Raw genomic sequence first — 11,545 nt, forward strand, 5'->3', positions numbered from 1 at the left:
GCGGCGTCAGCGCCAGCGGTCGGCGGAGCGGGGGTTGCCGGCGTGGGGGTTGCCGGCGTGGGGCGTCTCGTCGCGCGGCGGGTAGCCGTACCGGGCCGGCTCCGGCTCGGCCTGGCGCCACTCGGGCTGCCCGCTGCGCTGCGTCGGGGGGCGCCACTCGTCGGGTACGGGTACCCCGCCGACCGGCAGGGCCGGCCGGTTCTCCTCCGCCCAGCCGGCTCCCGCGCCGGCCGCCTGACCCCGGTGCGGCTCGCGGACGGACGCCCAGCGGTCCTCGACCCGGTACTCGCTGCCGGCGCCGTCGGCGTGCACCGCGGCGTGCCGCTCCCCGACCCGGACCTCCCGGCCGTGCTCGTCGTCGCGGACCGACGCCCAGCGGTTCCCGGCGCGCAGCTCGGACCAGTACTCGCCGTCCGGATCGTCAGAGACGGCGGCCCGGCCGGACGGCGCGGGCGGGGCCCCGGCACGGCCGTCCGGCGACGGCCGGCCCACCGCCGGGCCCACCGCCGGGCCCGCCCAGTAGCGCTCGTCCTGCGGCGCGGACCAGGACTGCTCGGCACGGCCCCCCTCGCGGCCGGTCGCCCAGGACCGGTCGTCGCCGTCCCGGCCCGCCGACCAGGACCGCTGGTCCGGCGGGCCCGCCTGAGAAGCCGGCCAGGACCGCTGGTCACCCGGCCCGGCCGGTTCGGTGGACCCGGTTCGGTCGTCGCCGCCGGCCGGCCACCCGCGGTCGTCAGCGGACGCGCCCGCACCGCCGGCCCGGGCCGCCCACCGCTGCTCCGACGCCGGCGTGCCGGACCAGGAGCCGTCCTCCCAGGACGGGGCCTCCCCGTGGTTCCGCTCACCGCCCGGCCCGGACCAGGCGCCGCCATCCCGCGGCCCGCCCGGCCCGGACCAGGCGGCGCCGTCCCGTCCCTCGCCGTGGCCGCCCCAGCGGTCGCCGGACGACCAGGCGCGGTCGTCCGCCACCTCCCGGTGGCCGGACCGGGGGCGCTCCTCCGGCTCCGCGCCGCTCCACGGCCGCTCCTCCGGTGCCGGGGACCAGCGGCCGGCGTAGCCGCCGTAGCGGCCGCCCGCGACCGGATCCGCCGCACCGTCCACGATGGTGTGCCGGGTGGTGACGTGCACGGTCTCGGTGTGATGCACCACCCCGACCGGCCGCGGTTCCGGGCGGGCGTCCGGCTCCTGGGTACGCGGAGCGCCGTAGACGCCGGGCTGCGGACGATCGGCCGGTGGGGCGGGGCGTTCCGCGCGGGTGCCGGACTGCGGGCGGCCCGCCGGCTCGTCCTCGTCCCGGCCGGCGGGCTGCCCCCAGCCCGGCTGCTCCGGGGTGGCGTAGCGGGCCCGGCCATCGTCGTACGTCTCGCCGGACGGCACCCGGGCGCGGCCACCGGCGGGTTCCTCCGCGGCCGCCGCGCTGATCCCCGCGGCGGCGGCCGCCGTGGCGTCCAGCCGGCGCCGCAGCGCGATGACCGTCTCCTGGGTCCGGTGCGCCTGATCGAGCGCCTGGTTGCCGCGCTGCGCGGCGGCCACGATCTCGCTGCGCAGCTCGCGGCGGAGCTGCTCGATCTCCTCGCGCATCGACTCGCTGCCGGCGACGTCGCCGCTGTTGTCGGGGCGCAGTGCGATGGAGAGACCGATCAGCACCACGGCGAGGATCGCCAGCACCGCGCCGACCCGCAGCGACCCGTCGCCACCGGCGACCAGCAGGGTCAGCGCCGCAAGGGGCGCGAGCCCCACCCCGATCCAGAACAGGACGGTCAGCAGCGATGGACTGCGCTTTTCGGCGGGGGCGACCGGGGCGGGCATGGCTGTGCAGACTACCGAGAGTTGCCCCGCTAGGGAACGGGCCGAAAGCACCGACTGTAACGGCGGTGACCAGGCTTTCCCTGGCGGGCCGCCGGGCCGGTCCCGGTCGCCGACGGATCGGGCTGGTCCGTCGGCGACCGGCGACCGTTCCGGGTCGCGGCGTGGCACGCCGGAACGGTCGGTGCGGTCAGCTCGCCGCGAGCGCGGCGTCGGAGGAGAAGACCAGGCCGACGCTGGCCGCCCCGGTCTTCAGCGCGTTCTTGGTCTGCGGGCCGCCCGCGTCCAGCGAGCTGAACGAGCCGGCCTTGAAGTCGTAGACCTGGACGAGGCCGGCCTGGCACTTCGGCCGCTGCGGGCACTCCGGCGGGCCGGCCAGCACCGTCGCCTGGCCGGAGCACTTGCTCGCCAGGTCGGAGAGCGTGGCGACCTGGTACTTGTCGGCGAAGGCCTTGGTGACCGCGAAGGCGTTCTGGTCCTGGGCCTGGGACGGCTGGCCGAAGGTGATGCCGACCTTGTCGCCCGCGGCCTTCAACGCGCTGACCGTCTTGTCCAGCTCCGGCGAGGAGACCGGCGCGGCGTCCTTGCCGTTGGCCTTGGTGTTGAGGAACTCGGCCATAGTGGCCGCGTACTCGGGGACGACCTGGATCTCGCCCTTCTCCAGCGCCGGCTCGTAGAGCTCACGGTTGCCGATGGTCTGCACCTTGACCTGGTAGCCGGCCGCGGTGAGGGCGATCTTGTAGAGCTCGGCGACGGTCTGGCTCTCGCTGAAGTTGCCCGCGCCGACCGTGACCTGGCCGCCCGGGCCCTTCGCCACGCCCTGGGTGACGCCGTTGGCGTCGGCGAACTCCTTCGCCGCGACCTGTGGGGTCTTGCGGTCGACGTCGACCGCCCGGTTCAGCTGGATCAGCTTGGGGGTGTCGAGCTTCGCGGATACCTGGTCCAGCGCGGCCACCAACTGCGGGGTGGCGGCCTTCGCGTTGATCGCGGGGAGGACGTTGTCGGTGTTCTGCAGCTTCTTGTCGTCGGTGAGGACCGTCAGCTGGTCGCCCGCGACCGGGGCGCAGCCGGCCCCGGAGGCACCCTGCTGGGGGGCGTCGGTGCCCGAGGAACCGGCGTCACCGCAGCCGGTGAGCAGGCCCGCCGCGGTGAGGGCGCCGAGCGCCCCGACGGCCAGGCGTGTACGTGCGCGCATGTGTGCCCGCCTTCCGTGTCCCGGCGCGACCCGTTTCGGGCCGGCCGCGTGTCCGACGGGCGATCCGGTCGGCCGCCCGCGAGTCCAGCCAATATCCTCCGGGTCGGACCGACAAACTCCGAGCCGATTTCGTGACTGGATCGTCACCGGGCGCGCGGTTTGGCCCGGTTCAGCTGCCTGCCGTGGCGTCGGCCGCGCGCCGATTCGCCGCGCCCCGGGCCCGCCGCAGCGGGCGCGGCGTGACGCCCCGCTCCACCAACGCGAGGACCCCCTCGACCAGCAGCGCCAGCCCGGCGACCAGCACCCCGCCGGCGATGATCTGCCCGCCGCCGGCCGCGATGTCCAGCCCGAAGCCGGCCCGGATGATCTGCCCCAGCCCGCCGCCGTTGACGAAGGAGGCCAGCGCCGCGGTGGCGACCACCTGCACCGCGGCGGTACGGAACCCGGCGGCCAGGTACGGCACCGCGAGCGGCAACTCCACCCGGCGCAGCAGCTGCCCGCCGGAGAGCCCCATGCCACGGGCCGCGTCCCGGGCCTCCGGGTCGGCCTGCCGCACCCCGGTGTACGCGTTGGCCAGCAGCGGCGGCACCGCGAACACGGCGAGCGCGACCACCACGGCCGGCCGGCCGAAGCCGAGGAAGGTCAGCGGCAGGATGGTCAGCAGCGCCAGCGTCGGCACGGCCAGCGTGACGTTGGACACCAGCAGCACCGCCCCGCCGCCCCGGCCGCTGTGCCCGAGCCAGAGCCCGACCGGCCAGGCCACCAGGCAGCCCAGCAGCACCGCCAGCGCGGAGATGGTCAGGTGTTCGCCGAGCCGGTCCAGGATGCCGCCCGGATTCGTCCAGTTCAGCGGGTCGTTCAGCCAGACCACGGCCTGCTCGACGGGGTTCATGCGGGCAGCCTTCCGTTCGCGACTGCGGGGCTCCGCTGCGCTGCACTCCTCGCGCTCACGATGCCCGCCGGCGGAGCCAGGGGGTGAGCAGCCGACCGACGCCGGCGAGGAGCAGGTCCAGCACCAGCGCCAGCAGGACGCAGAGCACCGTGCCGGTCATGATCTCCGCCTTGTAGAAGTTGTTCTGGAAGCCGGCGAAGATGAGCTGGCCGAGGCCGCCCCGGCCGACCACCACGCCAACCGTGACCAACGCCACCGTGGAGACGGTGGCCAGCCGTACGCCGGTGAGGATGCCGGGCAGGGCCAGCGGCAGCTCGATCCGGAACAGCCGGCCCCAGCGGCCGTACCCCATCCCCTCGGCGGCCTCCCGGACCTCGGGCGGCACCTGGTTCAGCCCGGCCAGGGCGTTGCGCACGATGACCAGCAGCGCGTACAGCGCCACCACGCTGAGCACGGTGATCGCGCCGATGCCGAGGTAGGGCGCGAGGAAGGCGAACAGGGCCAGCGACGGGATCGTGTACAGCGCCCCGGCCAGCGCCAGGATCGGCCCCGACAGCGACCGGAACCAGTACGCGGCCACCGCCAGCGGCAGCGCCACCAACGCGGCGATCAGCACCGCCCGGCCGGTGAGCCAGGCGTGCTCGCGCAGCGCGGCGAGGATCGTGTCAGAGTTGTCCCGCACGTACTGCCAGGAGAACCACGGGTTACCCGGCGCGGCCCGGTAGCTGAGGTGGAGGGACACACGTGGACGTTACCCCGGGATCCGCCGGTGGACCCAGCGCGGCATCGATCACCCTCGAGCGCATCCGCAAGCGCTACCCGGACGGCACCGAGGCGGTCCGGGAGCTGAGCCTGGAGGTGAAGGCCGGCGAGCTGGTGGTGCTGATCGGCCCGTCCGGCTGCGGCAAGTCCACGGTGCTTCGCATGATCAACCGGCTGATCGAGCCGACCGACGGCCGGATCCTGCTCGGCGACGACGACGTCACCCGGGTCGACCCGGTGGCGCTGCGCCGCCGCATCGGGTACGTGATCCAGAACGTCGGCCTCTTCCCGCACCAGACGGTGGCCGCCAACGTGGCGACCGTGCCGGGGCTGCTCGGCTGGCCGCGCGGGCGGACCCGGGACCGGGTGAACGAGCTGCTGGAGCTGGTCGGCCTCGATCCGGCACAGTTCGGTCGCCGCTACCCGCACGAGCTCTCCGGCGGCCAGCGGCAGCGGGTGGGGGTGGCCCGGGCGCTCGCCGCCGACCCGGTGGTGCTGCTCATGGACGAGCCCTTCTCGGCGGTCGACCCGATCGTCCGGACCCGGCTGCAGGAGGAGTTCCTGCGGCTGCAGGCCGAGGTCCGCAAGACCATCGTGCTGGTCACCCACGACCTCGACGAGGCGGTGCGGCTGGGCGACCGGATCGCGGTGCTCTCCGAGGGCGGCCGGCTGGAGCAGTACGACACCCCGGCCGCCCTGCTCGGCTCGCCCGCCTCGCCGTTCGTACGCGAGTTCGTCGGCGCCGACCGGGGCATCCGCCGGCTCGCGGTGACCCCGGTCACCCGGGAGGTGCTGGAGCCGCTCCCGACCGGCGACGGGTCGGACCTGCCGGCGCTACCGCTGGGCGGCTCGGCGTACGACGCGCTGGGCGCACTGCTCAGCTCGGCCGCCGAGCGCGCCGTGGTCACCGAGGACGGGCGGCCGGTGGGGCTCCTCAGCCGGTCCCGGCTGCTGGAACTGGGCGCCGTGGCGGACTGAGCGGCGGCGGGACCGTGCGGCGGGCGCGGGACCGCGCGCCGGGCACGCGGGAGCGGGACGGTGCGGCGGGCGCGGGACCTCTCGGCCGGGGGCGGGCGCGGGGGCCTGAGCTGCCTCAGGCGCGGCCGCCGAGGCTGGCCAGGCCGATGATCCAGCCGGCGAAGAAGCCGTAGCCGGCCCCGGTGCTGGCCGCCTGGAAGGCGGCGAGGAGCGACCCGTCCGGCCCGAGGAGGGTGGCCAGCAGCCCGGTGCAGCCGCCGGCCAGGGCGTACGCCGCCCAGCCGGAGAAGAACTGGCTGGCCGAGCCCTGCACCCGGGCCACCTGCGCGGCGGGCAGCAGGTAGAGGAGGGCGGCGGCCAGGATCACCAGCAGGATCGCCCGCAGGTCGGCGGCGAGCACCCCCTGGGACGGGTCGTCGGCGTGCAGCCGCCAGGCCGGCCAGGCGAGCAGCCGCAGGAACCAGCCGCCGGCCCCGTTCGGGTCGGTGTGGTCCTGGACCCAGCCCACGTACATCGGGCTGCCGCACACTCCGACGAGGAGGAGCACGGCGAGGGTGCCGGTGCCGGCGGCCGTGCCGTAGCCGCTGACGGCCCGGGCGCGATTGGTGAGGGCCATGGGGCGGCCAGTGCCCGGCCCACCCCGCCGGGCAAACCTGCGCGCCACCGCCCTGGGACGGCGGGTGGACATCCCTCAGTGCTTCAACAGGTAGTCGATGAAGGCGGCCCGCAGCAGCGGCGCCGATTCCTCGTAGCCGTGGCCGGTGAGCTCCCGCCACAGCGCGTTGGCCTCGTCGATGGTCGGCCCGACGGAGTTGGGGGCGCCGTCCAGGGCGGCGGCCTCGTCCGAGTTGGGCAGGTGCCGCAGCACCGACCAGAAGAACCCGACGTCGCGACGCTCCCGGGCCAGGGCGAACGCCCGCTCGCGCAGCTCCTCGGTGGAGAGCTTGTCGAGCTCGTCGAAGGTACGGCCGCCGGCGCCGGGAGTCTCGCTCATGCCGCCACCTCGCTCCGCTCGGCGACGACATGAGACACCACCGCGCTGTGCTGATGATTCGCTCGCTGACGCTCGCTCATGCGCCGAGCCTAGCCGCCGAGATCAGGTTCGGCCCGTCATCGCGTGGGCGTCGCCGGCCGGCGATCCGGGTGCGGTCAGCGGTCGTCGGCGTCCCAGCGCCGCGGCTCGCTCTCCCAGCGCGGCGCGTCCCACGCGTCGACCGTGGTGTCGGTCCGGACCGGCAGCACCGAGGGCCAGGCGTCGGCCGGCTCCGGCGGCCGGGTCAGCGCCCAGCCGGTGCTGATCGTGCCGTCGCCGGACGGCCCCACCTCGGCCGGCACGAAGGCCTGCCGCGGCCGGCCGAACGCCTCGACCAGCCGGGTGACCAGCAGCCCGATGCCGAGGGTGGCCCCGCCGACGGCCCACCGGCTGATCGTCCAGCCCTGGGCCGCCGCCCAGACCAGGAAGACCTCCACCAGGCTGACCGCGAACAGCGTGCCGAAGATCCCACCGCGCCGGCCGTACGCGCTGGTGCCGGCGAACATCGCCGTGCCGATCGCCAGCACCGACCAGTCCAGCCCGGACCTCGGCGCCACCGGTCCGTTCCCGTTCGCGACGATCAACACCCCACCGAGCGTGGCCAGCACGGTGGAACCGATCAGGGCCAGCGCGGCCACCGTGGCAGCGACGCCACCCCGGCGTCGGGCCGGGTCGGCGACCGGCCGGAACCGCCCGACCAGCCGGCGGACCGGCCGCATCGCGCCGAAGAGCCCACCGAGCACGGCCACCGCGGCGAAGCCGATGAACAGGTAGAGGGCGGTACGCCGGAAGTCGTACCCGCCCTGGAGCACGACCGGGGCGGTACGCCGCTCGATGTAGACGACCACGCCGGCCGCGCCGGCCAGGCTCGCCGCCCAGCCGGGCACGTGCAGCACCACCACCGCCAGGGCCAGCGCCAGCCCGCCGAGCGCCGCCACCACCAGCGCGGGGAGCAGCGCCTCCCGGACGCCCCGGTCGCTCTGCTCGGCGAAGTGCAGGGCGGCGGCCACCGCGACCGGGCCGACCGCCAGGTTGGCCACGGCGGCGCGCAGGCTCAGCCCGGCGGCCAGGGTGAGCAGCCCGAGCCCGGCCACGTTGACCAGGAGGGTCTGCAGGCCGGTGCCGCGCAGCGCGTCCGCGTCGTCCCGCCAGAGCAGCCAGGTCAGCGCGGCCAGCCCGGCCAGCAGCAGGAACTCCCAGACCACATGGACGGCGATCCGGTCGCGGCCGGGTTCGCCGTGCGCGGGGTCGTCGAAGACGTTCTCCAGCACGGCGGCGGGCACGGACTCACCCTGGGCCGTTTGGTCGTACCCCATGACCCGCGCCTCCCACGTCGCCCGGCCGTGCCGTCCGACGCGCGGGCGGACCGGCGGCGGCCGTTGCTCTCCGGTCGCCAGGCACGGTACCTGCGGGCGCGGGTGGTGGGAACCCCTGATCAGAGGCGGCCGCGCGGAGTCTCCCGATCACCCGGGTCGCGGTCCTCGTCGTCCTCCTGCTCCGGCACCCGGCAGGACCGCTCCAGCCAGAGCGCCGCCGCGACCAGGGCGAGCGAGGCGAGCAGCCCGGCGCCGGCGGCCGGCCGGTCGCCGACGGCGGCGGCGGTGCGCTCGACGAAGAGCCAGCCGGTCAGCCCGGCGTAGAAGCCGGTGAAGATCGCCCCGGCCAGCGCGGACGCCTTGGCCAGCACCACGAACCGGGCGACCAGCAGCGGATTCACCGGGTCCCGCCCGGGTCGGCGCTCGATCCGGCCACGGGTGTTGATCGCCGCGTACCCCTCGAGCACCGCGAGGGCGGCCAGCGTGACCACCGGCAGCCACGGCAGCCTCGGCGCGCTGGGGTAGTAGAAGCTGCTGATCAGCAGCCAGGCCACCGCGGCGGCGGCGAGGCCGGCCACCACCAGTGTGGAGATCCGGGTGGGGCCCATCCGCCATCGTTCGGGATCGCGCGGGAACTGCGCCTGACTCATGCCGTCCGGCTCCACTGGGTCATGTGTCCGACTGTATCGCCAGATCCGGTCGAGGGCTGAGTTCCAGGGCGTCCCCGGCCAGCGGCTCGGCGTTGAGCAGGTCGGTCAGCCAGCCGTGTCCGGGCAGCCGGCCGTGCGGTTCGATATCGATCCACGGCCGCAGCACGAAGGCCCGCAGGTGGGCGCGGGGGTGCGGCAGGGTCAGCTCCGGATCGTCGCTCAGCACGGGCGCACCGGCGTCGTCCCAGACCGCGATGACGTCGACGTCGAGGGTGCGCGGCCCGTACCGGCGCTCCGGGTCCCGGGTCCGCCCGGCCGCCCGCTCGGCGGCCCGGGCCCGGGCCAGCCAGTCGCCCGGGGTCGCCGCCGGATCCGCGACCAGCACCGCCGCGTTCAGGTACGCGGGCTGCTCAGCGTCCCCCCATGGTGGAGTCTCGTAGACGCCGGAGACCGCCAGCACGGCGTCGTCGAAAGCGGCCACCGCCGCACGGAGGTGGGCGAGCCGGTCGCCAAGGTTGCTGCCGATCGACAGCACGGCCCGGCTCATCGGGTACGCCGCATCGTCACGGCCACGTCCCGGAAGGCGTGCGGGATGGGGGCCTCGGGCTTGTGGACGGTGACCGTGGCGGCGGCGACCAGCGGCTCGGCCAGGCAGACCGCGAGCAGCCGGTCGGCGAGCGTCTCGATCAGGTTGACCGGCTCCCCGGTGATCACGGCGACCAGCTTCTCGGCCAGCTCACCGTAGTGCACGGTGTCGGTCACCTCGTCCGAGCGCGCGGCCGGGCCGAGGTCGAGTTCGAGCACCGCGTCGACCACGAACTCCTGCCCCTGGGCGCGCTCGAAGTCGTACACCCCGTGCCGGCCGTGGGCGCGCAGGCCGGTCAGCTCGATCCGGTCCGTCACCGTGCCCCCTTCGTTCGCGACTGCGGGGCTCGCAAAACCGGCTCACTCCTCGCGCTCACCGGTCCCCCTCGGACATCGTGGTCACCAGGCACGGGCGGCCGGTGGCCCGCCAGACGGCGAGCGCGTCGGCGGTGCCCCGGACGTCGTGCACCCGTACCCCCCAGGCCCCGGCCGCCACCGCGAGCACGCTGGTGGCGACGGTGGCCGCCTCGCGTCCCGAGGTGGGCCGGGGCGTGCCGTCGGCAGCGGCGAGCAGCCGGCCCAGGTACGACTTCCGGCTCGATCCGAACAGCACCGGGAAGCCGAGGTCGACCAGCTCGGGCAGCCGGGCGCTGAGCTCCCAGTTGTGCGCGGCGGTCTTCGCGAAGCCCAGCCCGGGATCGATGATGATCCGCTCGGCGGCGATTCCGGCGGCGAGCGCCTCATCGACCCGCTGGCTCAGCTCGGTCCGGACGTCGGCCACCACGTCGCCGTAGCTGGCCAGGTCGCGCATCTGGCGCGAGTGCCCCCGCCAGTGCATGAGCACCCAGGGGCAGCCGGCGTCCCGGACCACCCGGGCCATGTCCGGGTCGGCGAGGCCGCCGGAGACGTCGTTGACCACGTCCGCACCGGCGGCGAGGGCGGCCTCCGCCACCCGGGCGCGGCTGGTGTCGATGCTGACCGGGATGCCGGCGGCGTGCAGCTCGCGGATGACCGGCAGCACCCGGGCGATCTCGGTCTCCGCGTCGACCCGCTCGGCGCCCGGCCGGGTGGACTCGCCGCCCACGTCGACCAGGTCCGCGCCCTCCGCGTGCAGTCGCACTCCGTGTCCGACGGCCGCGTCGAGATCGGCGTATCTGCCGCCGTCGGAGAAGGAGTCGGGCGTGACGTTGAGGACGCCCATCACCACCGGGGCCTGCGCCCGCACCAGATCGGTCACGACCCGACAGTACCGGTCGCCAGCAGGGCTTCCGGCGGCCCGGGCGGCAACCCTCCACGACGGTCCTGACATGGGAATTGGAACAGGTGTACGATCGGTCGTCCGGGTCGCTCCGGGTCGACTCTTCGCGGGTTGTCGCAAAGAGGGCCGGCCCGTACGCTTTGGAATTGCCCAGCATCGAGATGGCGAAGCCTGGAGGGAGGGCCGAAGCGGGAAGAATCCCCCCAAAGCTCACCACTCTCCGTGGTGGGTGACGAACGCAGCGTCGCGCACGCTGTGTCGAATGAGCACCATCCCGCCAGGCTTGCCTACTGCACCGCCGCGGCGCCGCCGGCCGCGACATGGGGAGGTTTCCAGTGATCGCCACCGAGCTCATGGGGGCGGCGAGCGCAGCCGTCGACCACGCGCTCCACACCCTGGCGTCGACTCCACTCGCCGAGCCGGCCCCCAAGGGCATCGACACCAACAGTGTCGTCAGCTTCTTCGCCAGCAAGATCGCGCCGATCCTGCTCGCCGTGCTCGGCGTCATCTTCATCGGGCGCGCCAGCCGGGGCGAGATCTCGAAGGTGCTGACCAGCTCGGCCATCGCCATCATCGGCCTGGCCTTCATCGCCGGCGCCGCCACACTCTTCTTCGTCGGCGATTACCTGATCAACCTGATCTTCGAATAGGCGCGGGCAACCATGCGGCTGCGCACCGACGACGACATCTACCGGGCTCGTCTCGTCTATCTCGGGCCGCCCGGATACACCCTTCCCGTCCACCTGCCGTACGCCCAGTACGGCTTGTTCATGCTGCTCGTGCCCCTCTACATGTTCATCCACTGGTTGTTCACGTTGCAGGTCGAGCTCTTCCCCGCGTGGGAGATCTCGCTCGCCATCGTGACCACCTCGTTCATCTTCCGGTACGTCGACCCGGACCGACCGGCGCGAATGGTCATCCGGACCGCGCTGACGGACTGGCGACGCACCCGGGAGCCGGCCGCCGAGCTGCGCGATCCGCGGCTGGTGGCGAGCCGGATCAGGATCCGGGAGGAACTGGCATGACCGGGCGTACCCCGACGGGGCGGACGGACGACGCGGGTGAGGCGG

The 11,545-nt window shown here is 74.8% G+C and carries 14 protein-coding genes; 3 read left to right on the forward strand and 11 right to left on the reverse strand.

Annotation, left to right across the window (positions count from 1 at the left end):
• Window positions 1-6: 6 nt before the first annotated feature.
• The 4 genes from ACY34I_RS10095 to ACY34I_RS10110 all read right to left on the reverse strand — a co-directional run bounded on the left by ACY34I_RS10095 (window position 7) and on the right by ACY34I_RS10110 (window position 4,635).
• On the reverse strand, window positions 7-1,809 hold the full coding sequence (locus tag ACY34I_RS10095) for a hypothetical protein (RefSeq protein WP_462754321.1): 1,803 nt from the start codon (window positions 1,807-1,809) through the stop codon (window positions 7-9).
• Window positions 1,810-1,996: 187 nt separating this feature from the next.
• Window positions 1,997-3,001, reverse strand: coding sequence for a glycine betaine ABC transporter substrate-binding protein (locus ACY34I_RS10100; RefSeq protein ID WP_462754322.1), 1,005 nt, complete (start codon window positions 2,999-3,001; stop codon window positions 1,997-1,999).
• Between the two features lie 169 nt (window positions 3,002-3,170).
• Complete coding sequence (locus tag ACY34I_RS10105; protein ID WP_462754323.1) at window positions 3,171-3,893, reverse strand: ABC transporter permease; 723 nt, start codon at window positions 3,891-3,893, stop codon at window positions 3,171-3,173.
• Between the two features lie 55 nt (window positions 3,894-3,948).
• Window positions 3,949-4,635, reverse strand: coding sequence for an ABC transporter permease (locus tag ACY34I_RS10110; protein ID WP_462754324.1), 687 nt, complete (start codon window positions 4,633-4,635; stop codon window positions 3,949-3,951).
• 2 nt (window positions 4,636-4,637) lie between these two features.
• Here ACY34I_RS10110 and ACY34I_RS10115 point away from each other — a divergent pair, with 2 nt between their 5' ends.
• Window positions 4,638-5,633: an ABC transporter ATP-binding protein gene (locus ACY34I_RS10115; RefSeq protein WP_462754326.1), complete on the forward strand. Its 996-nt coding sequence runs from the start codon at window positions 4,638-4,640 to the stop codon at window positions 5,631-5,633.
• Between the two features lie 115 nt (window positions 5,634-5,748).
• Here ACY34I_RS10115 and ACY34I_RS10120 read toward each other — a convergent pair whose 3' ends face one another.
• The 7 genes from ACY34I_RS10120 to folP form a co-directional block, all read right to left on the reverse strand.
• The gene (locus ACY34I_RS10120) at window positions 5,749-6,249 is read right to left on the reverse strand and encodes a hypothetical protein (RefSeq protein ID WP_462754327.1); all 501 of its coding nucleotides are present in this window, start codon (window positions 6,247-6,249) and stop codon (window positions 5,749-5,751) included.
• A gap of 75 nt (window positions 6,250-6,324) precedes the next feature.
• A complete protein-coding gene (locus ACY34I_RS10125) occupies window positions 6,325-6,627 on the reverse strand; it encodes a hypothetical protein (protein WP_148793136.1) in 303 nt (100 codons plus the stop codon).
• A gap of 155 nt (window positions 6,628-6,782) precedes the next feature.
• Window positions 6,783-7,982, reverse strand: a complete 1,200-nt coding sequence (locus ACY34I_RS10130; protein WP_462754328.1) for an ABC transporter permease — start codon at window positions 7,980-7,982, stop codon at window positions 6,783-6,785.
• A gap of 119 nt (window positions 7,983-8,101) precedes the next feature.
• Complete coding sequence (locus ACY34I_RS10135; protein WP_187413298.1) at window positions 8,102-8,590, reverse strand: DUF3180 domain-containing protein; 489 nt, start codon at window positions 8,588-8,590, stop codon at window positions 8,102-8,104.
• 61 nt (window positions 8,591-8,651) lie between these two features.
• A complete protein-coding gene (gene folK, locus ACY34I_RS10140; RefSeq protein ID WP_148793133.1) occupies window positions 8,652-9,179 on the reverse strand; it encodes a 2-amino-4-hydroxy-6-hydroxymethyldihydropteridine diphosphokinase in 528 nt (175 codons plus the stop codon).
• Window positions 9,176-9,535, reverse strand: a complete 360-nt coding sequence (gene folB / locus ACY34I_RS10145) for a dihydroneopterin aldolase (RefSeq protein WP_148793132.1) — start codon at window positions 9,533-9,535, stop codon at window positions 9,176-9,178. The genes folK and folB overlap by 4 nt, the downstream gene beginning before the upstream one ends.
• A gap of 55 nt (window positions 9,536-9,590) precedes the next feature.
• The gene (gene folP, locus ACY34I_RS10150; RefSeq protein WP_462754331.1) at window positions 9,591-10,454 is read right to left on the reverse strand and encodes a dihydropteroate synthase; all 864 of its coding nucleotides are present in this window, start codon (window positions 10,452-10,454) and stop codon (window positions 9,591-9,593) included.
• Between the two features lie 356 nt (window positions 10,455-10,810).
• Here folP and ACY34I_RS10155 point away from each other — a divergent pair, with 356 nt between their 5' ends.
• Together ACY34I_RS10155 and ACY34I_RS10160 are read left to right on the forward strand one after the other, a co-directional pair.
• A complete protein-coding gene (locus ACY34I_RS10155) occupies window positions 10,811-11,125 on the forward strand; it encodes a hypothetical protein (protein ID WP_148793130.1) in 315 nt (104 codons plus the stop codon).
• Between the two features lie 12 nt (window positions 11,126-11,137).
• The gene (locus ACY34I_RS10160) at window positions 11,138-11,500 is read left to right on the forward strand and encodes a hypothetical protein (protein WP_091317037.1); all 363 of its coding nucleotides are present in this window, start codon (window positions 11,138-11,140) and stop codon (window positions 11,498-11,500) included.
• The last annotated feature ends 45 nt before the right edge of the window (window positions 11,501-11,545 follow it).

The organism is Micromonospora sp. RTBAU3-60 (assembly GCF_054963695.1).